Source organism: Corynebacterium bovis DSM 20582 = CIP 54.80, from assembly GCF_030408615.1.
In the GTDB taxonomy this organism is placed as follows: domain Bacteria; phylum Actinomycetota; class Actinomycetes; order Mycobacteriales; family Mycobacteriaceae; genus Corynebacterium; species Corynebacterium bovis.
The window spans coordinates 417,131-442,981 of the sequence record NZ_CP047187.1; the positions used below are offsets into that span (position 1 = coordinate 417,131).

Annotated in this window: 22 protein-coding genes; 20 read left to right on the forward strand and 2 right to left on the reverse strand. The window is 74.1% G+C overall.

Annotation, left to right across the window (positions count from 1 at the left end; translation table 11 throughout):
- The first annotated feature begins 99 nt into the window (after positions 1 to 99).
- A complete protein-coding gene (locus tag CBOVI_RS01495) occupies positions 100 to 792 on the forward strand; it encodes a response regulator (RefSeq protein WP_010268104.1) in 693 nt (230 codons plus the stop codon).
- Positions 793 to 894: 102 nt separating this feature from the next.
- Here the strand turns inward: CBOVI_RS01495 and CBOVI_RS01500 are convergent, their stop codons facing one another.
- On the reverse strand, positions 895 to 1,959 hold the full coding sequence (locus CBOVI_RS01500; RefSeq protein WP_010268100.1) for a DUF3109 family protein: 1,065 nt from the start codon (positions 1,957 to 1,959) through the stop codon (positions 895 to 897).
- 162 nt (positions 1,960 to 2,121) lie between these two features.
- Here CBOVI_RS01500 and CBOVI_RS01505 point away from each other — a divergent pair, with 162 nt between their 5' ends.
- The 5 genes from CBOVI_RS01505 to CBOVI_RS01525 all read left to right on the forward strand — a co-directional run bounded on the left by CBOVI_RS01505 (position 2,122) and on the right by CBOVI_RS01525 (position 6,346).
- On the forward strand, positions 2,122 to 3,096 hold the full coding sequence (locus CBOVI_RS01505; protein WP_050798227.1) for a Ppx/GppA family phosphatase: 975 nt from the start codon (positions 2,122 to 2,124) through the stop codon (positions 3,094 to 3,096).
- Between the two features lie 207 nt (positions 3,097 to 3,303).
- Positions 3,304 to 4,446, forward strand: a complete 1,143-nt coding sequence (locus CBOVI_RS01510) for an Rv0497 family membrane protein (RefSeq protein WP_183273725.1) — start codon at positions 3,304 to 3,306, stop codon at positions 4,444 to 4,446.
- A gap of 174 nt (positions 4,447 to 4,620) precedes the next feature.
- A complete protein-coding gene (proC, locus tag CBOVI_RS01515; RefSeq protein WP_029157947.1) occupies positions 4,621 to 5,463 on the forward strand; it encodes a pyrroline-5-carboxylate reductase in 843 nt (280 codons plus the stop codon).
- A gap of 339 nt (positions 5,464 to 5,802) precedes the next feature.
- Positions 5,803 to 6,003 (forward strand): helix-turn-helix domain-containing protein, encoded by a 201-nt coding sequence (locus CBOVI_RS01520; RefSeq protein WP_010271248.1) that lies wholly within the window; start codon positions 5,803 to 5,805, stop codon positions 6,001 to 6,003.
- 241 nt (positions 6,004 to 6,244) lie between these two features.
- Complete coding sequence (locus CBOVI_RS01525; protein ID WP_003855542.1) at positions 6,245 to 6,346, forward strand: 30S ribosomal protein bS22; 102 nt, start codon at positions 6,245 to 6,247, stop codon at positions 6,344 to 6,346.
- A gap of 251 nt (positions 6,347 to 6,597) precedes the next feature.
- Here CBOVI_RS01525 and CBOVI_RS01530 read toward each other — a convergent pair whose 3' ends face one another.
- On the reverse strand, positions 6,598 to 7,992 hold the full coding sequence (locus CBOVI_RS01530) for an HAD family hydrolase (protein ID WP_010271246.1): 1,395 nt from the start codon (positions 7,990 to 7,992) through the stop codon (positions 6,598 to 6,600).
- 144 nt (positions 7,993 to 8,136) lie between these two features.
- Between CBOVI_RS01530 and CBOVI_RS01535 the strand changes: the two genes are divergently transcribed.
- From CBOVI_RS01535 to CBOVI_RS01600, 14 genes are all read left to right on the forward strand, one after another.
- Complete coding sequence (locus CBOVI_RS01535) at positions 8,137 to 8,397, forward strand: glutaredoxin family protein (protein WP_010271244.1); 261 nt, start codon at positions 8,137 to 8,139, stop codon at positions 8,395 to 8,397.
- A 265-nt stretch (positions 8,398 to 8,662) separates the two neighbouring features.
- Positions 8,663 to 10,207, forward strand: a complete 1,545-nt coding sequence (locus tag CBOVI_RS01540) for a glutamyl-tRNA reductase (RefSeq protein ID WP_050798248.1) — start codon at positions 8,663 to 8,665, stop codon at positions 10,205 to 10,207.
- Complete coding sequence (gene hemC, locus CBOVI_RS01545) at positions 10,204 to 11,268, forward strand: hydroxymethylbilane synthase (RefSeq protein ID WP_010271238.1); 1,065 nt, start codon at positions 10,204 to 10,206, stop codon at positions 11,266 to 11,268. Before CBOVI_RS01540 ends, hemC begins: the two co-directional genes overlap by 4 nt.
- Before the next feature lie 335 nt (positions 11,269 to 11,603).
- Entirely contained in the window at positions 11,604 to 13,541 is a 1,938-nt protein-coding gene (locus CBOVI_RS01550; RefSeq protein WP_125206623.1) for a uroporphyrinogen-III synthase, read from the forward strand.
- A gap of 102 nt (positions 13,542 to 13,643) precedes the next feature.
- Complete coding sequence (gene hemB / locus CBOVI_RS01555; RefSeq protein WP_010265287.1) at positions 13,644 to 14,672, forward strand: porphobilinogen synthase; 1,029 nt, start codon at positions 13,644 to 13,646, stop codon at positions 14,670 to 14,672.
- Positions 14,673 to 14,730: 58 nt separating this feature from the next.
- Complete coding sequence (locus CBOVI_RS01560) at positions 14,731 to 15,375, forward strand: hypothetical protein (protein WP_010265284.1); 645 nt, start codon at positions 14,731 to 14,733, stop codon at positions 15,373 to 15,375.
- A gap of 73 nt (positions 15,376 to 15,448) precedes the next feature.
- A complete protein-coding gene (locus tag CBOVI_RS01565) occupies positions 15,449 to 16,588 on the forward strand; it encodes a DUF308 domain-containing protein (protein ID WP_183273726.1) in 1,140 nt (379 codons plus the stop codon).
- A gap of 2 nt (positions 16,589 to 16,590) precedes the next feature.
- Entirely contained in the window at positions 16,591 to 17,160 is a 570-nt protein-coding gene (locus CBOVI_RS01570; RefSeq protein WP_050798195.1) for a hypothetical protein, read from the forward strand.
- A gap of 13 nt (positions 17,161 to 17,173) precedes the next feature.
- Entirely contained in the window at positions 17,174 to 19,864 is a 2,691-nt protein-coding gene (locus CBOVI_RS01575) for a heavy metal translocating P-type ATPase (protein WP_083825991.1), read from the forward strand.
- A gap of 110 nt (positions 19,865 to 19,974) precedes the next feature.
- Positions 19,975 to 21,300, forward strand: coding sequence for a glutamate-1-semialdehyde 2,1-aminomutase (gene hemL, locus CBOVI_RS01580; protein ID WP_260431527.1), 1,326 nt, complete (start codon positions 19,975 to 19,977; stop codon positions 21,298 to 21,300).
- Between the two features lie 212 nt (positions 21,301 to 21,512).
- Positions 21,513 to 22,118 carry a histidine phosphatase family protein gene (locus tag CBOVI_RS01585; RefSeq protein ID WP_010272867.1) on the forward strand — a complete coding sequence of 202 codons (606 nt, stop codon included), beginning with the start codon at positions 21,513 to 21,515 and terminating at the stop codon, positions 22,116 to 22,118.
- Positions 22,119 to 22,462: 344 nt separating this feature from the next.
- The gene (locus CBOVI_RS01590) at positions 22,463 to 23,065 is read left to right on the forward strand and encodes a TlpA disulfide reductase family protein (protein ID WP_029158024.1); all 603 of its coding nucleotides are present in this window, start codon (positions 22,463 to 22,465) and stop codon (positions 23,063 to 23,065) included.
- A gap of 13 nt (positions 23,066 to 23,078) precedes the next feature.
- Positions 23,079 to 23,867: a cytochrome c biogenesis CcdA family protein gene (locus CBOVI_RS01595; RefSeq protein WP_010272863.1), complete on the forward strand. Its 789-nt coding sequence runs from the start codon at positions 23,079 to 23,081 to the stop codon at positions 23,865 to 23,867.
- Between the two features lie 136 nt (positions 23,868 to 24,003).
- Positions 24,004 to 25,737, forward strand: a complete 1,734-nt coding sequence (locus CBOVI_RS01600; RefSeq protein ID WP_010272861.1) for a cytochrome c biogenesis protein ResB — start codon at positions 24,004 to 24,006, stop codon at positions 25,735 to 25,737.
- Positions 25,738 to 25,851: the final 114 nt, after the last annotated feature.

Here is a 25,851-nt window from a genome sequence, read left to right on the forward strand (position 1 = left end):
GTCCGCCCGCAGACAGCGCCCACCCCGCCGGAGACCGCGGTCGGCTCCCCGGAGCGACCACGCGACGCCCACGGGGTGACAACGGAAGGACACGACCACGTGACGAGTGTGCTCATCGTCGAGGACGAGGAATCGCTGGCCGAGCCGCTGGCCTTCCTCCTGAAGAAGGAAGGGTTCACCGTGCACACGGCCGTGGACGGCCCGACCGCGCTCGACACCTTCGACGCGGAGCACGTCGACATCGTCCTGCTCGACCTCATGCTCCCCGGGATGTCGGGGACCGAGGTGTGCCGGCAGCTCCGGGCGCGGTCGAGTGTCCCGGTCATCATGGTCACCGCCCGCGACAGCGAGATCGACAAGGTCGTGGGGCTGGAGCTCGGGGCGGACGACTACGTGACGAAGCCGTACTTCGCCCGGGAGCTCATCGCCCGGATCCGGGCCGTGCTCCGCCGCGGCGGGGACAACGAACCGCAGGAGGACCCGGGCAGCGGCGTCGTCCTCCGCGAGGACCGCGTCGTCATGGACGTCGAACGGCACATCGTCACCGTCGACGGCGAGCAGGTCCCGATGCCGCTCAAGGAGTTCGACCTCCTCGAGTACCTCATGCGCAACGCCGGCCGCGTGCTCACCCGGGGTCAGCTCATCGACCGGGTGTGGGGCTCCGACTACGTCGGGGACACGAAGACCCTCGACGTCCACGTCAAGCGCCTCCGGTCGAAGATCGAGCGCAACCCCTCCCGCCCCGAGGTGCTCGTCACCGTGCGCGGCCTCGGCTACAAGTTCGAGGCCTGACCCCCGGGTCACAGTCCGCGCGGGGCGGGGGGTGGTGACGACGCCCGGTCCACGGCGCGCCCACCCGGCCCGGTCACCGTCCGCGCGGACCCCACGCCCCGGTCACAGTCCGCGCCGGCGGGCCTCGGCGGTCGCCGGGTGCACGGCGAGCAGCGGCAGGCCGCTCGGGGCGACGCCGCCCGGCACCTGCGCCAGCTGCGCCGCGAGATCCTCCCGGCGCCGGCCGTGCTCCGCCACGACCCCGTAGCCCGGGTCGCCGAGAAGGGCGCGCAGCTCCTCCTCGTGCGTGCGCCACAGCGCCTCCCCGCCGGAGTGGCACGCCGGGTCCCCGGTGCAGTACCAGTCGAAGTCCTCCCCGCCGCCGCCCCAGCCGCGGCGGGTGTACTCGGTGACCGTCGTGCGGACGATCTCCTCCCCGTCCGGCCGGGTCTCGACGTCCTCGAGCCGCCGCAGCGGGAGCTGCCAGCAGACCTCGGGCTTCGCGACGGTGAGCTCGACGTCGTTGCGCACGGCCCAGGAGTGCAGCGCGCACCCCGTCCCGCCCGGGAAGCCGCGGCGGTTGGCGAACACGCACGCGCCGTCGACGACGCGGGTCTTCAGCGCCGGCTCCGGGCCGTCGTCGCCGTCGAGCTCGTCCTCGACGAGCCACGGTTCGAGGGTGTCGGGCCGGGTCACCGGGCCGTCCCCGTCGCCGGTCCCGTCGCTCCCGGCCGCGCCGCCGGTCGGGGGGTGGCCGGCCGGGGCACCCCCGCCACCGTCCGCGTCCCCGGTCCCTGACCCCGCCCCGTCGGCCACGGCGTCACGCTCCCGGAACCACGCCTGCACGGCGTCGTGAACCCCCTCCCTCCCGAGGTACTGCCAGTCGTCGGGGGTGAGCTGCGCGGTGACGGCGGTGAGGGCGTCGCGGTCGTCGTCGTCGACGAGGAACGCGCCGTGGACGCAGCAGCCGACGTCGTCGTTGGCGGCGTCGATGCCCGGGCAGAGGTCGGTGCCGAACCGGCAGCGGTACGTGGACAGCAGCCACGTGAGGTCGACCTGGATGACGTGGCCGGGGTCCGCCGGGTCGGTGAACTCGAGCCATTCGCGGGGGTGGTCGTCCGGCATCTCGCGGCCGGCGCGGACCGAGAGGTCGGCGGGGGTGCCGTCGGGGTAGCCCGACGCGATCACCGTCGGCGGGGCCTCCGGTGGGGTGTGCGGGTCACCGGGGCCGGGGGCGGCCGACGACGCCGCGGTGGCCGGGGCGTCCGGTGGGGTGTGCGGGTCACCGGGGCCGGGGGGTCGAGACAGGTCATCCACCCGGACCACGCTAGACCCACTAGGGTGGTCCGGGTGCGCTTAGGTGTCTTGGATGTGGGAAGCAACACGGTTCACCTGGTGGTGGTCGATGTCGCGCAGGGCGGTCCGCCGACCCCGATGAGTAACTGGAAAACCCCGATGCGGCTGGTGGAGCACCTTGACGACGAGGGCGCTCTCACGGACCGGGGTGTCCGGAAACTCGTCAAGGGAGTGGCACAGGCACGTCAGATGGCGGAGCAGTTCCGGTGCCGGGAGATGCTCCCCTTCGCGACGTCCGCGCTGCGCTCGGCGACGAACTCCGCGGAGGTGCTCGCGACCGTCGAGGCGCGGACCGGCGTCCGGCTCCGGATCCTCGACGGTCCCGACGAGGCCCGCCTCACGTTCCTCGCGGTCCGCCGGTGGTACGGCTGGTCCGCCGGGCGGATCTGCGACCTCGACATCGGCGGCGGCTCCCTCGAGATGTCCGTCGGGGTCAACGAGCTGCCCGACGTCGCGCTCAGCGTGAACCTCGGTGCGGCACGCCTCACCCACGACCGGCTCGACAGCGACCCGCCGTCGCGCCGGGCCGTCGCCGACCTCCGCGGGTACATCGACGACGTGCTCGCCGGCCCCGCCGAGGAGCTGCTCGCCACCGGGCGGCCCGACCTCGCGGTGGGGACGTCGAAGACCTTCCGGATGCTCGCCCGCCTCACCGGTGCCGCCCCGTCGTCGGCGGGGCCGCGGGTCCGCCGCACCGTCACGCAGGCGGGGCTGCGCCAGCTCATCGCGTTCATCTCCCGGATGACCGCCGCCGACCGGGCGGAGCTGGAGGGGGTCAGCCCCGAACGGTCGCAGCAGGTCGTCGCGGGTGCGCTCGTCGCCGAGGCGACGATGCGCCACCTCGACCTCGAGACCGTCCACATCTGCCCGTGGGCCCTGCGTGAAGGGGTGATCCTCCGCCGGGCGGACACCGCGCGGGGCCTCGGGCTCGACCCCGGCGACGAGCTCGGGCTCGGGTCCGGGAGCTGACGGGCACGACGCCCGTGGGGTGGGGCGTGCGGTCCGGCACGCCCGTGTTGCCCCCGACCGTGCGCGGGCGGTTACACTGTGACATCGGACTTTCACTGTAAAGTCAACGTCGAGGAGTCTTTCTTTCGGGCGCCCCGCGGATTCCCGTGAATTCCCCGGGGGCCGACCTGTCCGGACTGTGACGTTGAATGACGATGGGACCTGTTGATGAGTAGCGAGAAGCTGACGGTTGCGGAGCTCCTTGCCCGCAATGCCCGAACCGCGCGGGGGGACGATTCCGGGGAGACCGCCCGCCCGCGTCGCCGTCGCAGCCTGGAGGACGGCGGTGTCTCCGTCGCCGAACTGACGGGGGACATCCCCGTCGTCCGGGACGGTGCGACGCGCGACTCCGCGACGGGCCCCTCCACGGGCACCGCCGGTGCCGCCGGGTCGGCCCGCCCGACCGGCACGACCGGCGCCGCCGGGTCGACCGGCACCCCGGGGGGCGACGCCCGCACGCAGGGGCGGCCCGCCGCCCGTCCGGCGTCCCGCGGGGAGGCGACGCCGTCGTCCGCGACGACGAACATCACCGCGACCGTGCCGGACTCCGCCCTGCTCGGCGGCGGCTCGGGCGCGACGCACCGGGGCTCGCAGAGCCGGGGCGTCGTCAGCGACGCCGCCGCGACCGGCGGGACCACCGCGTCCCCGGCGACCGGGACCGGGCAGCGCAGGGACCGCGACGCCCGTGACGGCGGCGCCCGTGACACCCGGACCACCACGGAGTCCGACGACCGCGGTGCCGCGGCCGGCGGCTCCGGGGCGTGGTCCCGCTGGCGCGACTCCCGGGACACCGGGCGTCCGGCGACCACGGCGTCGGCGGCGTCCACCGTCGCCACGGCCGGTGCCGGCGCGACGGCCGCGACCGCCACGACGGCGGCGTCGACCCCCGACACCGACCGGACCACCGCCGACCGGGCCGCGGACACCGACCGCGACCGGCGCGGCGACCGCGACGCCCGGGCGACGACGACCGTGCACCCGGTCCACGACCCGGCCCCCGGCGACCCGACCGAGGAGGACCTCGCCGAGGACGAGATCATCGAGTACGAGGACGACTCGATCTCGTGGCCGATGATGATCCTCCAGGCGATCATCGCCATCGCCGTCGGCGTCGGCGTGTTCTTCGGGTTCACGCTGCTGTGGAACTCGCTGTCGTCCGTCATCGTGCTCGTGCTCGCGCTCGCCGTGACGCTCGTGCTCGTCGGGCTCGTCCACGCGCTGCTGCGGCACCGGGACACGCTCCTCATGATCCTCGCGTTCATCGTGGGCCTCGTGCTCACGGTGGGTCCGCGGCTCCTGCTGAGCGTCTGACGGACCCGGCCCGCCCCGGGGGAACCGGTGGGGGAGTCGGCCGGGGGGCCGGACCGCACGGGGCGGGGAACCGGTGGGGGAGCCGGCCGCAGAGCCCGGCCGCGGGGCCGGACCGCACGGGGCGGGGAAACGGGCACATGGCGTCCCCGGGGGAAAACTGGCACGCTGGGGGCCATGACTCGAATCGCAATCATTGGTGGCGGAAACATCGGAGAGGCCCTGCTGTCCGGTCTCATCAACGCGGACAACGGCATGTCGGCGAAGGACATCACGGTCGTCGACCCGTCGCAGGGGCGCATCGACACGCTCCGTGAGCGGTACGGGGTGACCGTGAGCACCGAGGGCTCGGAGGCGGCCGACGACGCCGACTACATCGTCGTCGCCGTCAAGCCCCACATCACCCTCCCCGTCCTCGAGGGCATCGCCGACACGGTCGAGGGCAACGACAACGACACCGTCGTCGTGTCCGTCGCGGCGGGCGTGACCATCGCGGCGATGGAGGGCGTCCTCCCGGTCGGCACGCCCGTCGTCCGCGTCATGCCGAACACGCCGATGCTCGTGGGCAAGGGGGTGTGCGCCGTCGCCGGCGGGCGCTTCTCTGACGACGAGCAGGTCGAGGCGGTCCGCAGTCTCCTCGAGGCCGTCGGCACCGCCGTGACGGTCGCGGAGAAGGACATCGACGCGGTCACCGCCGTCTCCGGCTCCGGCCCGGCGTACCTGTTCCTCGTCGCCGAGGCCATGGTCGACGCCGGGGTCAACCTGGGGCTGCCCCGGGACCTCGCGACGACGCTGGCCGCCGGCACGATCGAGGGTGCCGCCGCGATGATCACCGCGGGGGAGGACGATCCGTCGACCCTCCGCGCGAAGGTCACCAGCCCCGGGGGTACGACGTCCGCGGGCGTGCGGGCCCTCGAGGAGAACGGTCTGCGGTCGGCGTTCTTCCGCGCCCTCCAGGCCGCCCACGACCGGTCGGTCGAGCTCGGCCGCCCGGCCGACCGCGACGGCGACGACTCCTGACACAGCCTGCGGACGCCGGTGCGCCGGCGGTGCGCGGGCTCGGCCTGCGACGGCGGGGGCTGACGGGGTGGATCGGTGTCACACCCGTTCCACCCGTCCCCGTCGTCCCACCACACTCAGGGGTGGTCAGGGGTGGACATCAGTCGCCCCCGTGACCAGCAGTGCACAGCGGTGAACTCCAGTCGACAGCTGCCCGTGAAGTGATGTTCCGTCAGGATCCGCCACTCCATGTCGCAATTGTCACTCAATTAACGCTAGGATGAATCGAGCGCTTGCGTGTCAAGCATCTGCAGGAGGGGAAGCCTGCAGCGCGTACGTGCGTCGTTAGGAATGGGACATATGGCAAACACTGACAGCGGAACTTTTCTCACCGTCGCGGAGGTCGCGGACCTCATGCGCGTGTCGAAGATGACCGTCTACCGCCTCGTGCACTCGGGTGAACTCCCGGCGGTGCGCGTGGGCCGATCCTTCCGGGTGCACGAGCACGCCGTGGAGGAGTACCTCGGTTCCTCCGTGTACAACGCGGGAAAGGCCGGCTGATCCGGGTCCACCGGCACGACCCCTCCGGAGCGGTCCGGGACGCAGTTCCCGGGACGGTCCGGAGGGGCTTTTTTGTGGTCACGGGGTCTCGACCGCTAAAATAGGACCATTCGTGTCGGGACCGGTCAACGCCGCTACCGTCCGCCGGTGGAGCCTCCGGTGGGGGACCGACAGACTGGGCGCCCGTCCGGGGCGTCCCAACTGAGACCACGATTCCGAGAGAGCAAAGCGAGGACGCCCGATGGGTTCTGTCATCAAGAAGCGCCGCAAGCGCATGTCGAAGAAGAAGCACCGCAAGATGCTCCGCCGTACCCGCGTTCAGCGCCGGAAGCTCGGTAAGTAGGCGGACCCGTCGCGTCGCGCCCCGGGGTTGCCCGGGGCGTCGGATCCGCCCCGCGCCGGCTGTCACGCCGTCGCGGCGACCCGGTGTCCTCCGGCTGACACAGCGGACAAACCGGGACCAGCGCAGACCACCGTCACCGACGGGGTCTGCGCTTTTCTCGTGTCCGGGCGCGGAGCCGGGGATGCCACCCGGGCGCGGCCCGGTCGTGCGCGCCGGTGCTCCGGCGCAGGGCGGCGTCGTCCCCGGTGCCGTCACCGGCGACGGCGCAGGCGACCCCTCCGGCGCAGGGACAGCGTCGTCACCGCCCCGACCAGCCCGAGCCCCCCGACGGCGAGCGCCCCCGCCGCCGCGACCGGCCCGAACCGGCGCACGATCCCGCGCACCCCCCGGTAGTCCCGCACCTCCCAGCCGTTCGCCAGGGCCGTCTCCCGCAGCCGGGAGTCCGGGTTCACGGCGACGGCCGTGCCGACCATCGACAGCATCGGGATGTCGTTGATCGAGTCCGAGTACGCCGTGCACCGGCTGAGGTCCAGCTTCTCGTACGCCGCGAGCGCCGCGACCGCGTGACGCTTCCCCGCGCCGTGGAGGATGTCGCCGACGAGCCGGCCCGTGAACACGCCGTCGCGCACCTCGGCGACCGTCCCGAGCGCGCCCGTGAACCCCAGCTCCCGGGCGATGATCTGCGCGAGCTGCACCGGGGTCGCGGTGACGAGCCAGACGTCGTGCCCCGCCTGCAGGTGCATCTCCGCGAGGGCGCGCGTCTCCGGGAAGATCCGGCCCGCCATCCGCGACTGCCAGATGTCCTCCGCGAGCTCCGTGACCTCCGCCACCGACCGGCCCGCGACGATCGACAGCGCGTGCTCACGGCCCTCCGCGACGTCGTCGAGGTCCTCCTGGCCCGACACGCGGAACTTCAGCTGCATCCAGATGAAGTCGAGGACCTGCGACACGGAGAAGAAGCGGTGGCGCACGAGACCCCGGGCGAAGAGGAGGATCGACGCGCCCTGGATGAGGGTGTTGTCGACGTCGAAGAACGCCGCCGCGCCCGCGTCCTGGGGGATGAGGGGGTCCGGGGTGTTGAGGCGGTTCGTGCCGCCGGCGGCGTCCCGGGCGCCGCCGACCGTGCGCAGGCCGGTGCGGAGCTCGTGGCCCTCGACGCCGTACGTCCGGGCGAGGCGGCCGAAGGAGGCGTCGTCGGTGGAGTAGCCCTCGCGGGCGAGGAGGGCGGCGGCGTCCTCGCCGGAGACGTCCTCGACGTCGCCGGGGGCGTCGGCCGCCGGGGTGCTCCGGTCGGCCGCCGACGCGTCGCCGGCGTGGTCGTTCCCGTCGTCCCCGTCCGCCGCCGAGGCGTCCCCGTCGTCCCCGGTGACCGTGAGGTCCACGACGGCGAGATCGGAGGAGCCCGCGACGACCGGACCCGTCGTGACGTCGGCGTACAGCGCGTCGAGCCCGGCACCGAGACTGCCGAGGGCGAGCTCAGCGGACGCCTGCCCGGCCATCCGCTGCGCCGTCTCGCCCCGGGAGCGGAAGACCGTCGTGCGCAGCACCCGGCGCAGGCCCCCGCGCGAGACGGGCAGCCACCATCCGCGGGCGCGGCTGGTCAGGGGACCGGTCAGGGCGGTCAGGGCGGAACGGGGATCGCTCACGGGGGCCTTTCGCGGGAGGTTGGTGACGCGGGAGCGGTGCGGTGGTCGGGGTCGGGGTCTGTCGGCCGCGCCGGCACCCGTCCAAAATACCCTCCGGTCCGGGCTCGGCGGTGGTGGCGTGGCCCGGTGTTAGGATCCGGGGTCATGACAGGTGACGGTGGTGCGGCGGTGCCCGGGGTGACGTTGCTGGTCCGGCGGACCTGCGGGTCCTGCGAACGGGTCCGGGCGCAGATCACCCCGGTGTGCGCGGCGGCGGGGGCGGGGCTGCGCGTCGTCGACGTCGACGGTGACCCCGCGCTCGCGGTGGAGTTCGGCGACCGGGTGCCGGTCGTGCTCGTCGACGACGAGGAGTTCGCCTGCTGGGAGGTCGACGACGACGAGCTGGCCGCCGCGCTCCGCGGCTGACCGCGCCTCCGCAGCGCCGCGCGGTTGACCGCGCCTCCGCCGGGCCCGCCTCGTCTGCGCAGGCAGGGAGCGGCGCCCGGGCGGCCGTCCGCCATAACAGACGGCCTTCCGCTTTTGTCATCGGGGGTCGCAGGGGATACCGTAGACACTCGTACCAACCGTGAACCGCATCGACGAACGGCTGTGCCGTGCCCCGGTGGAGCACCACCGGCACCCGGCCGTGCGGTCACGCGGAACTGACGGATTCGCAGGGAGGCATCATCCGATGACAGGGCTAGCCGTGTCCGGCACCACCGCCGTTCTGCTCGTCGGTCTGTCCTTCCGCTCGGCACCGGTGCCGGTGCTGGAGAAGGCGTCCGTCCCCGAGTCCGACATGCCGGACCTGCAGGCCGCGCTCCGGGACACGGACGCGATCACCGAGACGATGGTCCTGTCGACGTGCAACCGGATGGAGTTCTACGCCGCGACGACGGCCTTCCACCCGGCCCTCGACCACATCGTCGAGACGGTGGCCCGGTTCGCCGGACTCACCGTCGAGGAGCTCGAACCGCACCTCTACGTCCGGTACGCGGACGCGGCGGCGGAGCACATGCTCAACGTCGCCTCCGGCCTGGACTCCATGGTCGTCGGCGAGCAGCAGATCATCGGCCAGCTGCGGGCCGCCTACCAGGCCGCGGACGAGCACGGGCTCGTCGGCAACACCCTCCACGCCCTGTCCCAGCGGGCGCTCCACACGGGCAAGCGGGTCCACACGGAGACGGCCGTCGACGAGACGGGCGCGTCGATGGTGTCCTTCGCCGTCGGGCGCGCGATGGCGTCCCTCGGGGTCACGGATCTCGCGGGTCGCCGGGCCGTCATCGTCGGGGCGGGGGCGATGGCGTCGCTCGCGTCGAGCCACCTCGGGCGGCTCGGGATCGAGCACGTCACCGTCGCGAACCGGACGGTCTCCCGGGCGGAGAACCTCGCAGCCCACGCGCGGGAGGCCGGGGTGCCGGCCGATGCGGTGTCCCTCGCGGACATGCCGGCGCGGCTCGCGGACGCGGACATCGTCGTGTCCGCCACCGGTGCGGTGGGGACGGTCATCGGGGACGACGCGATCCTCTCCGCGATGGACGGACGGGGACCGGGGGACGCGGCGACGGCCCGGCCGATGGTGCTCTGCGACCTGTCCATGCCCCGGGACATCGACGACCGCGCGGGGGACGTCCCGGGCGTGACCCTGCTGAACATCGAGGAGCTCACGACCCTCGCGGGGGACGAGGCCCCGGACGCCCACGCGGCGCGGGACATCGTCCGCGAGGAGCTGACGTCGTACCTCGAGCAGCAGCGCGTGCAGTCCGTCGTCCCGACGGTCAAGGCGCTGCGCACCCGGGCCGCCGAGGTGGCCCGGGAGGAGCTCGCCGCGCTCGCCGGCCGCACCCCGGACATGTCCGACGCCGACCGGCACGAGGTCGAGCGCACGGTGCGGCGCGTCGTCGACAAACTTCTCCACGCGCCGACCGTGCAGGTCAAGAAGCTCTCCACCCGGGCGGACAGTGCCCGGGGCGGGGCCGTGAACTACGCCGACGCCCTCGCGGAGCTGTTCAACCTTCAGGTCGGCACGTCCGCCGCGGTGTCCCAGGTCATCGAGCCCGGGGACGCGGGCAAGGCGCGCATCGCCAACGTCCTCACCCAGGGCGGCGATGCTGCAGGGGCCGGGACGACCGGCGCCACCGCGACCGGGACCACCGGCGCCACCGGCACCGCCGGCACGACCGCGACCGGGACCGGCACCACCGGCACCACGACCGGCGAGGCTGAGGCGTCGTGACGGCGGACGGGCGGCGGACGGACGACGGCACCCGGGTGCTGCGCATCGGGACGCGCGGCAGCACCCTCGCGACGACGCAGACGGGGACGGTCCGCGACGCGCTGGAGCGGGCCGGCCACCGCGCCGAACTGCACATCGTCCACACCCCGGGCGACGCCTCCCAGGCCGCGCAGACACCCGTGACGCGGATCGGCGTCGGCGTCTTCACCGAGACGCTGCGCACCGCCCTCGCCGCCGGCGAGTGCGACGTCGCCGTGCACTCCTTCAAGGACCTCCCCACCGCCCCCGACGACCGGTTCGTGCAGGTCGTGCCCGCCCGCGCCGATGTCCGCGACGTGCTCGTCGCGGCGGGCGGCCGGGGTCTCCGCGACCTGCCCGCGGGGGCGCGCGTCGGCACCGGTGCCCCCCGCCGGGTCTCGCAGCTCCGGGCGGCGCGACCCGACCTCGGGATCATCCCCATCCGGGGCAACATCGACACCCGCATGGGCCGCGTCGGTGACGGCCCGGACGACCTCGCCGGCGTCATCCTCGCCCGCGCGGGACTCGAGCGCGTCGGCCGCCTCGACCGCGTGACCGAGACGCTCGACCCCACCGTCCTCATGCCCGCCCCGGCGCAGGGTGCGCTGTGCGTCGAGGTCCGGGCCGACGACGCCGCCGCGGTCGCCGCCGTCGCCGCGCTCGACGACCCGGTGTCCCACGCCGGTGCCGTCGCCGAGCGGGAGATCCTCGCGACCCTCGAGGCCGGGTGCACCGCCCCCGTCGCCGCGTGGTCCGAGATCCGCGCGACCGGTACCGGCCCGGAGGGCGGAGCCGCACGGGACACCCCGGACGGTCGCCGCGACCTCCCGCCCGGACGCGACCTGCCACCGGCCCTGACGCTCACCGTGCACGGTGGCGTGTTCGCCCTGGACGGCAGCCACGGGATCACCCGGACGGTCACGGCGGACATCGACCTCAGGCCCGGCGCGGACTGGCGCGGCACAGCGCGCGAGACCGGGCGGGCCGTGGGGCGCAGACTCCTCGACGCCGGGGCGGCCACCATCGTCGCCGGGTCCGAGTAGCCGGGGTCCGGGACGGTCCGCCGCCCCGGGTGGCCGCCGTCCCGGGCCGTGGCCCACGGACCCCGGCCGGTGACCACACCACCGGCCACCGCCGCACCCGGGACCACCGCCCCGGCCGGACGGCACCACGGCGTCCCGGGATCCCCGGGGACCACGGCACCACCGTCGCCCACCGCCGGCGCACCCCGACGGGGCCTCCCGGCGGTGCGCGGCCCGGGCCCCGGTGGACCGGGCCCGCCGCCCCGGCCACCACGGACCGCCACCGACCACCGACCACCGCCGCCCCCGACCACCGACCCCCGCCCACCGACAACGACCGACCAGAAAGCCAACAGATGACAACAGCCGGTATCACCCCGCCGGGACAGGGACGTGTCCTGTTCGTCGGCGCCGGGCCGGGAAATCCGGAGCTCCTCACCGTGCGTGCGCGCGACGTGCTGGAGAACACCGCCCACGCCTGGGTCGACCCCGCGGTGTCCACGGCGGTCCGGTCGCTCATCGCGTCCGCGCTCCCCGTGCCGCAGGAGAAGCTCGACGCCGCGCAGCAGGCCTGGGAGGCCGAGGTCGAGGCCGCCCGGGAGAGCGGCGCCCGCCGCCGGCCACCCCGGCCCACGCCGCCGACCGCCGCCGAGACGGTGCTCGTGCCCCCGGCCGGGACCTGCGGTGACGCGGCGTGCCCCGGGGCCGACGCCGCCGGTGCCGCCGGTACGGCCGGCACGGGACGGGGGTCCGACGCCGCCACCGGCACGGACACCGCCACCGGCACCGGCACCGCCACGGACGCCGCGGCCTCCCCGGAGTCCGGCCCGGCCGACGCCCACGTGCACTGCGAGGCCGGCGAACGCGTCGAGCACCTCTCCGCCGCCGAGCTCGTCCGCGCGATGGTCGCCGTCACGCGCGAGGGCGGGGACGTCGTCCGGCTCGTCGCCGGCAACCCCGTGAGCAACCCGGCCGTCATGGCGGAACTCCAGGAGGTCGCCGCCCTCGGCGTCGAGTTCCAGGTCGTCCCCGGCATGACCGGGGGCGGGGCCGTCCCGGCCTTCACCGGCATCGGCACCGCCGGGGGCTTCACGGAGGCCGACGTCCGCTCCGGGCGGGCCACCGGCTCCGAGAACGGCGGCGACGTCGACTGGGACCAGCTCGCCGCCGCGCCGATGCCGCTCATCCTCACCGCCGGCCCGGACGACCTGCCGGTCATCGCCGGGGAGCTGACGAGCCGCGGACTCGCGGCGTCGACCCCCGCCACCGTCACCGTGCACGGCACCACCCGACGGCAGCGGACCTACGACACGACCCTCGAGAACCTCACCTCGCTCCCCGCCGTCACCGGCCAGACCCTCCGCGACGAGGACCTCCCCGACGAACTCGTGGTCACCCTCGGCGCGCAGGTCGGCAGCCGCAGCAAGTACTCCTGGTGGGAGAACCGGGCGCTGTACGGCTGGACCGTCCTCGTGCCCCGGGCGAAGAACCAGGCCGGGCCGATGAGCGCCCGCCTCGCCGCGCACGGGGCGATCCCGATGGAGGTGCCGACGATCTCCGTCGAGCCGCCGCGCAGCTCCGCCCAGATGGAACGGGCGGTCAAGGGGCTCGTCGACGGCCGCTACCACTGGATCGTCTTCACCTCGGTCAACGCGGTGAAGGCCGTGTGGGACAAGTTCACCGAGTTCGGGCTCGACGCCCGCGCCCTCGCCGGGGTGCGCGTCGCCGCCGTCGGGACGAAGACCGCGCAGGCGGTGCGGGACCTCGGCATCACCCCGGAGCTGCTGCCGAAGGACAACGCGCGGAACGCGTCGGGACTCGTCGACGTCTTCCCCCCGTACGACCCGGACCTCGACCTCGTCGACCGGGTGCTCCTGCCCCGGGCGGACATCGCCACCGACGTCCTCGTCGACGGGCTGCTCGCCCTCGGCTGGGAGGTCGAGGACGTCGTCGCCTACCGGACCGTGCGCGCGGCCCCGCCGAGCCCCGAGATCCGGGACATGATCAAGACCGGCGGGTTCGACGCCGTGTGCTTCACGTCCTCGTCGACGGTGAAGAACCTCGTGGGCATCGCCGGGAAACCGCACGCCCGGACGATCATCGCGTGCATCGGGCCGATGGCCGCCCAGACCGCGCGCGAACACGGGCTGCGCGTGGACGTCATGCCGGAGCAGGCGGGCGTCCCCGAGCTCGTCGACGCGCTCGCCGACCACGTCGCGCACCTGCGGGCCGAGGGGCAGCTGCCCGCGCCCCGGAAGCGGCGGCGGAAGCGGCGGCCGACGACCGGCGCGTAGCCGGGACTGGGCCGGGTCGGGGTCGGGAGGGGGCCGGCGCGTAGCCCGGACTGACCCGGGACGGGGCCGGGGGCCGGGAGCCCCGGGGGTAGCATCGGGGACATGGCTGACACCGAGGCACACCCCGACCACGACCCGATCCTCCCCGTCCGCCGGCCCCGCCGGCTGCGCTCGTCGGCGACGATGCGCAACCTCGTCGCCGAGGTGGAGCCGGCCCCGCGCCAGCTGATCCTCCCGATGTTCGTCGCCGAGGGGATCGACGCGCCCCGGCCCATCTCCTCCCTCCCGGGCGTCGTCCAGCACACCGTGGACTCCCTGCTCCGGGCCGTCGAGGAGGCCGCGGACGCCGGCGTCGGCGCGGTCGACCTGTTCGGCGTGCCCCGCCCGGAGGACAAGGACGCCACCGGGTCCGTCGCCCTCGACCCCGACGGCATCCTCAACCGCGGGGTGCGCGCCGTCCGCGAACGGTTCGGCGACGACATCCTCGTGTGCGCGGACACGTGCCTCGACGAGTTCACCGACCACGGGCACTGCGGGGTGCTCGCGACCGACCGGCACGGCGCGACCGTCGTCGACAACGACGCCACCCTCCCGCTGTACGCCGACATGGCCGTCGCCCAGGCCGAGGCCGGGGCCCACCTCGTCAGCCCGTCGGGGATGATGGACGGCCAAGTGCGGGTCATCCGCGACGCGCTCGACCGGCGGGGCTTCACCGACGTCGCCGTCATGGCCTACTCCGCGAAGTACGCCGGGGCCTTCTACGGCCCGTTCCGCGAGGCCGTGGGCTCCAGCCTCCAGGGGGACCGACGGGCCTACCAGCAGGACCCGCGCAACAGCCGCGAGTCCCTCGTCGAGGTGCAGGCGGACATCGACGAGGGGGCGGACATCGTCATGGTCAAGCCGGCGATGCCGTTCCTCGACATCGTCTGGACGGTCGCGGACATGAGCCCCGTCCCCGTCGCCGCGTACCAGGTCTCCGGCGAGTACGCGATGATCAGCGCCGCGGCGGAGAAGGGGTGGATCGACCGCGAGGCCGCGGTGCTCGAGTCCCTCACGGGCATCCGGCGGGCCGGGGCGGACATCATCCTCACGTACTGGGCGACGGAGGCCGCGCGGCTGCTGCGGGGCTGACCCGCCGGGGGCGCGTCGCGTACCGTGCTAGGGGAACCCAGCGAAAGGAGACCTCACGATGGCGCACAACCAGACCCCGGGTCCGTACGGGGAGGACGGCCGCACCGGCGGGTACCCGGCCGGGTACCAGGCGGGTCAGGGCGGCTACGAGGCGCGCCCGGGGTACGACGCCGCCGGGTACGGCCACGGTTACGGTGACGGGGCCGGGGCCGGGTACGGCCAGGGGTACGGTCCCGGGTACGGCACCGGGTACGAGGGGGCGGGGTACGACGGCGCCGGCGCGGGGTCCGGGCTGCTGGCCGGGAGTTTCGACGTCCGCCGCGTCGTCGTCAACCTCATCGTCCTCGCGGTCCTCGCCGCGGTGGTGTCCTTCGTCGTCATCTTCCTCGTCGACCTCGTCATCTCGACCGTGACCGGGGTGCCGGCGCGGGGCGCGGGCGCGGCCGTGATCACCGGGGCGGGCACGGGCCTCGCCGGGGTCGTCGCCGGGCTGCTGTACATCCCCGTCGCGGGCACCGGCAACGAGAACCTCTTCACCGTGGCCGTCGTCGCCCTGGCCGTGGCCGCCGCGGTCGCGTGGGTGCTGCTCGGGGGACTTCTCGACGGCAACTGGCGGGTGCTCGTCACCCTCGCCGGGATCGTGTGCGTGGCCGCGACGGCCTACGCGGCACCGACCCGGATCGAGTCCGCGCGCGTGCGCTGACCGGCCCCGTCGGGCCGGCGCGTCGTCGGCCGCCCGGTGCCTGTCCGGTGCGCCTACTAGAGTGGGCAGGCATATGAACGAACAGCACAGACCCCAGCAGTCGCCGCAGGGCACCGCGCCCCGTGGCCAGTCCCCGCAGTCGACGGGGACGCCGCCGCCGGACCCGGACCGTCCGCCCCGCATCGGGCGGCCGGGCGGGCTCGCCCCGTCACCGTCCGGTGCGCCGGAGAACGTGCGCACCGGCGTCCGGTGCTGGTACGCCGTCACCGGGCTGCAGATCATCTATGCGCTGCTCCAGCTGGTCTCCGTGCTCCTCGACCCGTCCGAGCAGCGGCGTCAGGTCCGCGAGCAGCTGGACTCGATGACCATCCCGGACGGGATCTCGGAGAACACCCTCGTCGCCGCGTCGGCGATCGTGAGCACGCTCATCCTCCTCGTTATCGCGGTGGTGTGCGGCGTGCTCGTCCGGCGGGTGAGCCGGGGGGCGGTGTACTCGCGGACGTTCCTCAGCATCGGGTCGGTCTACCTCATCCTCAACGCCGTGCTCATGGTGTTCGCGACGCCGCCGGGGTCGACGAGCACGGTGCTCGTGCTCGCGATCGGGGTCGTCGTCATCCTCTCCGGGGTCGCGGCGGGCCTCGGCCTGTACTTCATCTCGCGGCCGGAGAACCGGGCGTGGTTCGGCATCCCGGAGGTCGGCGGGGCCGGCCAGGGTCGCCCGGGGTCCCGGCGGGACGACGGGGACCGCTCCGGCGGGTCCGGGCGGTCCGGTGGGGGAGCGGCCGGCGACGGACACGGCACCGGGCGGGGACGTCCGGACCACGTCGTCGGCGGGCGGGGGACGCCGGCCGGGCACGGCGGGCGCGACGGGCGCAACCCCGCCCCGGCGCCGGAGCCGACGCGGGTGTGGCCGCCCGCGTCGACCCCCGACCGGGATCCGCGCACCCCGCAGGGGCAGCCGCAGCCCACCCCGCAGGGGCATCAGCAGCCCGAGGCACAGTGGGGCACCGCCGGCGACCGGGACCGGGACCACACCCGCGACCGTGACCGGAACGACGGGCGCGACCGCGGGCCGCGTCCGGCGACCGGGCCGGTGCGCGTGCCCCCGACCGGACGGCACGCCCGCCCGGTCGACGAGCCGGACGGCTCCACCGGGTCCAGCCCGTACAGCGGCTCGACCGGCTCCACCCCGCGCGACGGACGGGAGGACTGACCGTGCCCGCGATGATGCCGACCCCGGGGCGGCCCGACCCGCGCGACCGCAACCGCGCGGTCCGGGTCTGGACCGAGGGCGACGGCGTGCCGACCGCCGTCACCGTGGCGACGGTCCTGCTCCTCCTCGTCAGCGTGCTCCTGCTCATCATGGGCGTCGTGCTGTGGTCCGTGGACCGGCCCGAGGGGGTCGACGCCGCCCACCGCGAGTACATCCGCAACCGGTCGGTGAACATGCGCGTCGTCGGCACGGTGCAGATCGTCGGCGCGCTCGCCCTCGCGTGGCTCGCCCCCTCCGTGCGACGCGGTGACGCCCGGCGCCGGCGGTGGACTCTCGCCGTCGCCGCGGTTACGCTGTTCTTCACTCTCGCGGCGTTCCTCTTCGCCCTCGGGGCGGCGGGCCAGGCCGTCATCGCCGTCGTCCTCGCCGCCGCGTGCCTGGCGATGTACCGTCCGTCCGTGACGCCGTACTTCCGCCGCCCCGCCCCCGGCGCGGAGCCGGACGGGGACGGCCACCTGCCCGGTGACGCCCGCCCCGGCAGGACACCAGACGCCCGCCCCGACGAAAGCTAGGTCTGACGCATCCATGGCATCCGCGCCACCACCCACGCCGCCCGGCGGGGGCCCGAACAGGGTCGACGACGTCATCCGTGAAGCGAAGGAGGCCGCCCGCGCGGCCGGGGTGGACAGCCACGCCGACGGGGACTTCAGCTACCACGACCGCCTCGCCCGCCGCGAGGGCGCGGCGCTCACGACGTTCGCCTTCCACCTCGACGGGCTGACCTCGGCGGTCCACGCCGGCCAGCTCGAACGGGCGCTGCGGTCCATGCCCGGCGTGGACGCGACCGTCGTCTACTCCTCCCGCATGGCCTGGGTGACCGCCCCGGACACCATGACCCCCGACGACGTCCGGGCGACGATCACCGACGCCGGCGTGGAGTCCTGGCTCACCGACACCTCCCTGCGCCGCCGCGCCGACCGCCTGACGATCTCCGACCGCCGCCGCCGGATGCGCCGCCACCGGGCGACGCACGAACGCGCCCGGATGCTCATGGAACGCCGGAAGCGGGAGCACGCCCCCCTCGGGCCGCAGCGCCGCGGCGGCGTCGCCGGCACCGACGTGCTCTACACCGCCCGGGAGCTCATCACGAAGGCCCGGCTCATCGTCGCCGTGCTCCTCGGCCTGCCCGTCATCGCCCTCCAGGTCGTCGAGGCGTGGCAGTTCCCCTACTGGCAGTGGGTGTCCCTCGCCCTCGCGACACCGGTCGTGACGTGGTGCGCGTGGCCGTTCCACCGGGCGACCATCGCGGGCCTCCGCCGGGGCATGTCCGCGCTCGACGCCGCCTCGTCCGTCGCGATCCTCGGCGGCTACGCCTACTCGGTGTGGGTGCTGCTCAACGACGGCTGGCACAACGGCACCGGCGCCCCGGGCTGGACGAGCCGCCCGGTGCTCATGGCGATGGACTACGCCGACGTCGTCGCCGGCTCGCTGTTCCTCGACGTCGCGTGCGGGGCCACGGTCCTGCTCCTCTTCGGCCGGCTGCTGTCCCGCCGCAGCCAGCTGCGGTCCCGGGGGCTGCTGTCCTCCCTCCGGGTGCCGAGCACCGTGCAGGTCACCGTGGTCCGCAACGACCGGGCCGGCAAGCCGGTGAAGTCGGAGATCGCGACGGCGGAGATCCGCGTCGGCGACGACATCATCGTCCACTCCGGCGGGCTCGTCCCGTCGGACGGCGTCGTCGTCGGCGGCAAGACGACCGTCGACATGGGTCCCGTCGGCGGCCTGACCCGCACGACCGAGGTCACCGTCGACGACCGGATCTACGCCGGGGCCCGCGTCCTCGGCGGGGCGGTGAAGATCCGCGTGTCCCGCACCGGGTCGCGGACGCGCCTCGCCGCGATGGGCCGGTGGATCGGCAACGCCGACCGGGAGGAGAACCGCCTCGCGCAGCTCGCCACGCGGACCGCGTCGATCCTCGTCCCGTGGGCGTTCGTCGTCGCGGGCGTGGACCTGCTCATGTGGATCCTCGTCACGGGCAACATCCAGGCCGCGTTCGCGTCGAGCCTGTCCGTCCTCGCGTGCGTCGCCCCCGTCGCCCTCGCCCTGTCCACCACCCTGGGCCTGCGGCTCGGCCTCGCCCGGGCGGCGGCGAACGGCACCCTGCTCCGGGACACGTCGACGATCCACAAGCTCGCCGTCGTCGACTCCATCATCTTCAACCGCGTCGGCACCCTGACCTCGGGGCCGATGCGCGTCGTCAACCTCACCGCCGCCGCGGGGGAGAACCCGGAGCTCGTCCTCCGCGTCGCCGGGGCGCTGAGCCTCGAGTCCGACCACGCGGTGTCCCGGGCGATCGTCCGCGCCGACCGGGAGGCCCGGGACGCCGGCACCGGCGGGGACTCCGTCCCCCACTGGCTCGACGTCGACACGGTCACGGTCACCGACCGTGGGTCGTTCACGGGTGTCGTCGACATCCCCGTCACCGACCCCCGCACCGGCGAGGTCGAGACCCGCCACACCGAGGCGAGCCTCTGGCGGCCCCGGGACGTCTCCGAACTCCGTGACTTCCGCATGGTCAGCGCGGCCGTGTCCGGTGGCACGCCCCTCGTCGTGTCCTGGAAGGGGCGGGTCCGGGGCGTCATCAACGTCGCCGACTTCCCCAAGCCCGACGCCGCCGACGCCGTCGACCGGCTCGAGGACATGGACATCGAGACGTTCATGCTCACCCGCGACACGTACCCGGTCGCCCGGAAGGTCGCGGACAGCCTCGGGATCTCGACGGTCCTCGCCGGCATCGCGCCGAACCGGAAGCAGGCGACCGTCCGCGGCGTCCACGCGCAGGGCGCGAACGTCGCGATGGTCGGGGACAAGGACGTGCTCGACTGCCTCACCGTCGCCGACGTCGGCATCCTCATGGGCTCCGCCGACCGGATCGACAACGCGGAGGCGGACGTCGTCCTCATCCGCGAGGACATCACCGCCATCCCCGAGGCCGTGAACCTCACCCGGCACGTCCGCGCGACGGTCGACTGGAACATCTGGCTCGCCTGGCCGTACAACCTCGGCGCGATCGTCCTCGCGGTGTCCGGGGTGCTCCACCCGCTCCTCGCGACGGTGCTCATGCTCGGCTCGTCCTCGCTCATCGAGTGGCGGTCGTCGCGGATCCTCTCGCGGGACTACTCGCGCTCGCAGATGGGGGAGGCCGCCGGCCTGCGGAGGATCGGCATCCGGGTCCGGGAGTGGGCCGGGCGGAACCTCACCGTCGGCGAGGAGGCCTGACCGGGGGGGGGACGACGCCGACCGGTGCGGGGGCCCGGGTCGCGGGGGCGCGCGCCGTCGGCCGTTATCCTTGACGGGGCCCGCCCGCACACCCCGACCAGGAGGATCCCGTGAGCATCGACCTGACCACCAGCGCCGCCGACATGGCCCGCGCCCGCGCCGTCATCCCCGGCGGCGTGAACTCCCCGGTCCGTGCCTTCGGCGCGGTCGGGGGCACGCCGCCGTTCATCACCTCGGCGGCGGGGTCGCACCTCCACGACGTCGACGGCAACACGTTCGTCGACCTCGTGTGCTCGTGGGGTCCGATGATCCACGGCCACGCCCACCCGCGGATCGTCGAGGCCGTCCGGGACGCCGCCGGCCGCGGCCTGTCCTTCGGCTCCCCGACGACGGAGGAGGTCCGGCTCGCCGAGACCATCGCCGGGCGGACGAGCGTCGACAAGGTGCGGCTCGTGAACTCGGGCACGGAGGCGACGATGTCCGCCGTCCGCCTCGCCCGCGGCTACACCGGGCGGGACCGCATCATCAAGTTCGAGGGCTGCTACCACGGCCACGTGGACTCCCTCCTCGTCTCGGCGGGCTCGGGTGTCGCGACGTTCGGGCTGCCGGACTCGCCCGGGATCACGGAGGCGGCGGCCGCGGACACGGTCGTCGTCCCCTACAACGACATCGACGCCGTGCGGGCCGCCTTCGCGGAGAACGAGGGGCGGGTCGCCGCCGTCATCGTCGAGGCCGCGGCGGGCAACATGGGCACCGTCGCCCCGCAGCCGACCGCCGACGGGACCCCGTTCAACCGGGCGCTGCTCGACCTCGCCCACGACAACGGGGCGCTGCTCATCCTCGACGAGGTCATGACGGGTTTCCGCACCTCCCGGCAGGGCTGGTTCGGGGTCGACGGCGTCGCCGCGGACCTCACGACGTTCGGCAAGGTCGTCTCCGGCGGGCTGCCCGCCGCGGCCTTCGGCGGCCGGGCGGAGATCATGGACCACCTCGCCCCGGAGGGGCCGGTGTACCAGGCCGGCACCCTGTCCGGGAACCCCGTCGCCGTCGCCTCCGGGCTGGCGTCCCTCGAGCTCGCGACGGAGGAGACGTACCGCACCCTCGCGGCGAACGCCGACCGGCTGGCCGGGCTCGTCGGGGAGGCCCTCGACCGGGAGGGCGTGGCGCACCACGTCCAGCGGGCGGCGACGTTCCTGTCCGTCCGCTTCGCCGAGGGGGAGGGGACGTCCTTCGCCGACATGCAGGCGGCGGAGACCTTCCGGTTCGCCCCGTTCTTCCACACGCTGCTCGACCACGGGGTGTTCGCCCCGCCGAGCGTCTTCGAGACGTGGTTCGTCTCCACGGCCCTCACCGACGACGACTTCGCCGTCATCGAGAAGGCCCTCGCCCCGGCCGCCGCGGCCGCCGCGGCGGCGACGCCCCCGACCGGGCGGTGACGGTCCGGCGCCGGTGGCGGGGGCCCGGCGCCGGCGGGGTCAGTGAACTCCCAGGGAACCGGCACAACCGCCAGCTTTCCCCAATGTGCCCCGCAGCCCCGGTGGCGGGGCCGTGACCAGCACCTTCCCGCCGGGGTGCGGGCCGGCCGCCGCCGGGTGGCCGGACGCCGGCCGCTTAGGCGCGGGACGCCCCGGGCGGTAAGGTACCCGGTATGGCAACGATCGTTCACCTGGTCCGTCACGGTGAGGTCCACAACCCGGACCGGATCCTCTACGGGCGACTCCCGGGGTGGCACCTGTCCGTCCGCGGACGGCAGATGGCCGCCGCCGTCGCCGCGGACCTGGGGGACCACGACATCACGCACATCGCCGCCTCCCCGCTCGAGCGGGCGCAGGAGACCGCCGCGCCGCTGGCCGAGGCCACCGGGTGCCCGGTCACCGTGGACACCGACCTCCTCGAGGCCGGCAACGACCTCCAGGGACTCCACATCAAGGGGATCCGCTCCGCGCTGTGGAACCCGCGCCGGTGGCCGATGCTCGTCCGCCCGGACATCCCCGGCTGGGGTGAGCCGTACCCGCGGATCGTCGAGCGGATGTGGCGGGCCGTGGCCCGCGCCCGCAACGCGGCCGAGGGGCACGAGGCGGTGTGCGTGACCCACCAGCTCCCCGTCGTCTGCGTGCAGCGGGACGTGCTGGGCCGGCCGCTGGCCCACAACCCGGCGGACCGGCAGTGCGCCCTCGCGTCGGTGACGTCGTTGATCTTCGACGGGTCCGAGCTGGTGGAGATGGTCTACTCCGAACCCGCCGCCGCGATCTGACGGGCGGCGGTCGGCCCCGCCGGGGCCGCGCGGCCGGGGGAGGGCGGCGTCGTCCCCCTCCACCGACCACCGCCCACCAGAACAGCACAAACCAGCCACAGACCAGCACCACCCACCACCGACCACCCCGACCGACCACCCACCACACCAGAGCCAGAGCCGCCGCCGGAGCCCCCGGCCCCGACGGCCCCCGGGCCGAGGCACAGCACGGAAGGACCGACCCCACAGTGGACACTCACGGCGAGCATGACGCGGAGACCGCCGCACGCGGCGGCGACACCGGACGCCGGGGACACCGCACCGCGTCCCTCCGCCCCACCCACCCGGGGCGCGCACCGGGCCCGATGATCCGCCGGTCCGTCGCCGCGGCCGCCGCGGTGGCGCTCGCGGGGGCGGCGCTCGTCGGCTGCGGGTACAACGCCACGGCCGGCAAGGACGCCGTCGCCGTCGGCGGCAGCTTCGAGTTCGTGTCCCCCGGCGGGCAGACCGAGATCACCTACGACCAGGACGACCGCCGCCCCGTCGGGAACATCACCGGCGACTCCCTCATGCAGCCGGGCACGACGATCCGGCTCAGCGACTACGACGGCAAGGTCGTCGTCCTCAACTCCTGGGGGCAGTGGTGCGGCCCGTGCCGCAGCGAGTCCGACGACCTCCAGCGCGTCCAGGAGAAGCTGGACAAGGACGGCCGCGGCACGCTCCTCGGCATCAACGTCCGCGACAACGCGCGGGACAAGGCCCGGGACTTCGTCACGGACAACGGGATCACCTACCCGTCGATCTACGACCCGCCGTTCAAGTCCGCCCTCGCCCTCGGCGGCCTGCCGGCCTCCGTGATCCCCACGACGATCGTGCTGGACAAGCAGCACCGCCCCGCGAAGATCTTCCTCCGCGAGGTCACCGACACCGACCTGTGGGCGGCCGTCGAGCCGCTCCTCGGCGAGTGACGGGGAGCCGGACATGAGCGGCATCGGGCAGACCTTCGCGGACACGGCGGCCGACGGGCCGATCATCCTCGCGCTCCTCGCGGCGGCCGTCGCGGGCGTGGTGTCCTTCGCCTCGCCGTGCGTCATCCCGCTCGTCCCCGGGTACATCTCGTACCTCGCCGGGGTCGTCGGCGCGCAGACGGAGTACACGAAGGCCGGCACGCTCGTCACGGCCCGGCGGTCGCGGGCGGCGGGGGCGGCGCTGCTGTTCGTCGCCGGCTTCACGGTCGTGTTCGTCCTCGCGACGGCGACGGTCTTCGGGGCGATCCGCGCGCTCCAGCTCAACCAGGAGCTGCTCATGCGCGTCGGCGGCGTCGTGACGATCCTCATGGGCGTCGTGTTCATGGGCTTCATCCGGCCGCTGCAGACGGACACGCGGGCGGTGCCCCGGGCGTGGTCGACGGTCGCCGGTGCCCCGCTGCTGGGAGGGGTGTTCGCCCTCGGCTGGACCCCCTGCCTGGGGCCGACGCTCGCCTCCATCATCTCCGTCTCCACGGGCACGGCCGGCATGACGGCGGTGCGGGGCGTCACCCTCATCGTCGCGTACTGCCTGGGCCTCGGCCTGCCGTTCGTCCTCGTCGCGCTCGGGTCGTCCCGGGCGTTGCGCGGGGTCGGGTGGCTGCGCCGGAACTCGCGGACGATCCAGCTCGTCGGCGGGGCGTTGCTCGTGCTCGTCGGCGTGCTGCTCGTGACCGGGCAGTGGGCCGTGTTCGTGGACTGGATCCGGCAGTGGTTCATCTCGGACACGACGTTGCCCGTGTGACCGGCCGCGGGTCCGCGGACCACCACCACCGACGACGACCGACCGCAGCAGAGACACCACCGACGACCGACCGCAGACGACACACCGAACCACCACCACGGCCCCGCGGGGCGCACACCGGAAGAGAAGGGACCCCATGCTGAGACGCATCCTGGCCTGGCCGAAGAAGGGCTGGCAGTGGCTGACGAAGATGAAGACGGCGCTGGTCCTGCTGTTCCTGCTGGCGCTCGCGGCCGTCCCCGGGGCGCTGCTGCCGCAGCGGTCGCTCAACCGGGGCAACGTCGTCGAGTACATCCAGGCCAACGGCACGACGGCGAAGATCTTCGACAAGCTCGGCCTGTTCGACGTGTTCAGCTCCGGCTGGTTCGCGGCGATCTACATGCTGCTCATGATCTCGCTCGTGGGCTGCATCATCCCCCGCACGTGGGACCACTACAAGGCGCTGCGGCGGAACCCGCCGGCCGCCCCGCGGCGGCTCGGGCGGCTGCCGAACCACGTCGTCCGCACCGTCGACATCTCCGCGGAGCAGGCGAAGGACGAGATCCGCGCGGAGTTCCGCCGGTGGCGCGGCGGGGAGACCCCGGCGGACGGGGACCGGGCGGGTCAGTGGTCCTACGCGGCGGAGAAGGGCTACCTCCGGGAGTTCTCCAACCTCGTGTTCCACCTGTCGCTCGTGTGCCTGCTCGTCACCGTGGCCGTCGGCCGGATGGTCTACTACGAGGGCCAGGTCATCGTCATCGCGGGCACGGAGAACTCGCAGTTCTGCAACTCCGCCGTGTCCAACTTCGACTCGATGCGCAGCGGCCCGCTGTTCGACGGCACGACGCTCACGCCGTACTGCGTGAACGTCAAGGACTTCACCGCGGACTACCTGCCGAACGGGCAGGCCACGATGTTCACCTCGAACGTCGACTGGGCCGAGGGCGAGGACGCGCTGAAGCCGACGTCGGAGTGGAACAAGAAGCAGCTCCGGGTCAACCACCCGCTCGAGATCGACGGCGACGGCATCTACCTGCAGGGCCACGGCTACGCGCCGACGTTCACCGTGACGTGGCCGAACGGGGAGAAGCGGACGGAGACCATCCAGTTCCGCCCGGACGACCTCACGAACTTCCTCTCCTCCGGCGCCCTGAAGATGGACCCGCCCGCCGGCATGTACCCGGACCTGCAGGAACGCCGGAAGCACCAGCTGGCGATCCAGGGGCTGTTCGCCCCGACGGCCGAGTTCTCCGGGGAGCGGAACTCCCTGCTCAGCTCGTCGTACCCGGGGCTGCGCGACCCGGCGGTCGCGGTGGACGTCTACCGCGGCGACACGGGGCTCGACTCGGGTGTCTCGCAGGACATCTTCTCCCTCGACACGTCCCAGGTGCACAGCGGAGCGCTGGAGAAGATCGACCGGGTCAACCTCCGCGAGGGGGAGTCGACGACCCTCGACGACGGCACGAAGGTCTCCTTCGACGGGGCCAAGGAGTTCGTCAACCTCCAGGTCCGCCGGGACCCGACGGTCCAGTGGGTGCTCGTCTCGGCCGTGGTCATGATCGTGAGCCTCGTCGGCTCGCTCATCACGAAGCGCCGCCGGTTCTGGGTGCGCGTCGTGCCGGTCGACGACTCGACGACGCGCCTGGAGATCGCCGGCCTCGCCCGGACGGACAGCGCCGGCTGGGGCACGGAGTTCAACCGCATCGCCGAGCGCCTGCTCCACCTCGAGGAGGAGGAGCTCGACGAGGAGTTCGATCAGGTCGACGCCGGGTGGAACGACTGGGACGACGACCCCTCCGGGGACGCCGAGATGACGGAGCTCCCCCGACGGTCCCGGACGCGGTCCGACCAGCCCGGGAGCGACGGCACGGCCGACGCGGACGGGAGCTGAGGATGTGCGGCTGAACCGGTTGCCTTCTGCCGCGTCGCAGAAGTACCGTGAGACGGAACGCGCGGCCTGCCGCGGGTACCGTGAGACAGAACGCGCGGTCCGCCGCGCGCCGGA

What these genes read in the sequence shown, in the direction of transcription:
- CBOVI_RS01510 (WP_183273725.1), top strand. Translation starts at nt 3,304, where the DNA reads ATGAGTAGCGAGAAGCTGACGGTTGCGGAGCTCCTTGCCCGCAATGCC.
- proC (WP_029157947.1), top strand. Translation starts at nt 4,621, where the DNA reads ATGACTCGAATCGCAATCATTGGTGGCGGAAACATCGGAGAGGCCCTG.
- CBOVI_RS01520 (WP_010271248.1), top strand. Translation starts at nt 5,803, where the DNA reads ATGGCAAACACTGACAGCGGAACTTTTCTCACCGTCGCGGAGGTCGCG.
- CBOVI_RS01525 (WP_003855542.1), top strand. Translation starts at nt 6,245, where the DNA reads ATGGGTTCTGTCATCAAGAAGCGCCGCAAGCGCATGTCGAAGAAGAAG.
- CBOVI_RS01535 (WP_010271244.1), top strand. Translation starts at nt 8,137, where the DNA reads ATGACAGGTGACGGTGGTGCGGCGGTGCCCGGGGTGACGTTGCTGGTC.
- CBOVI_RS01540 (WP_050798248.1), top strand. Translation starts at nt 8,663, where the DNA reads ATGACAGGGCTAGCCGTGTCCGGCACCACCGCCGTTCTGCTCGTCGGT.
- CBOVI_RS01550 (WP_125206623.1), top strand. Translation starts at nt 11,604, where the DNA reads ATGACAACAGCCGGTATCACCCCGCCGGGACAGGGACGTGTCCTGTTC.
- hemB (WP_010265287.1), top strand. Translation starts at nt 13,644, where the DNA reads ATGGCTGACACCGAGGCACACCCCGACCACGACCCGATCCTCCCCGTC.
- CBOVI_RS01560 (WP_010265284.1), top strand. Translation starts at nt 14,731, where the DNA reads ATGGCGCACAACCAGACCCCGGGTCCGTACGGGGAGGACGGCCGCACC.
- CBOVI_RS01565 (WP_183273726.1), top strand. Translation starts at nt 15,449, where the DNA reads ATGAACGAACAGCACAGACCCCAGCAGTCGCCGCAGGGCACCGCGCCC.
- CBOVI_RS01575 (WP_083825991.1), top strand. Translation starts at nt 17,174, where the DNA reads ATGGCATCCGCGCCACCACCCACGCCGCCCGGCGGGGGCCCGAACAGG.
- CBOVI_RS01585 (WP_010272867.1), top strand. Translation starts at nt 21,513, where the DNA reads ATGGCAACGATCGTTCACCTGGTCCGTCACGGTGAGGTCCACAACCCG.
- CBOVI_RS01590 (WP_029158024.1), top strand. Translation starts at nt 22,463, where the DNA reads ATGATCCGCCGGTCCGTCGCCGCGGCCGCCGCGGTGGCGCTCGCGGGG.
- CBOVI_RS01595 (WP_010272863.1), top strand. Translation starts at nt 23,079, where the DNA reads ATGAGCGGCATCGGGCAGACCTTCGCGGACACGGCGGCCGACGGGCCG.
- CBOVI_RS01600 (WP_010272861.1), top strand. Translation starts at nt 24,004, where the DNA reads ATGCTGAGACGCATCCTGGCCTGGCCGAAGAAGGGCTGGCAGTGGCTG.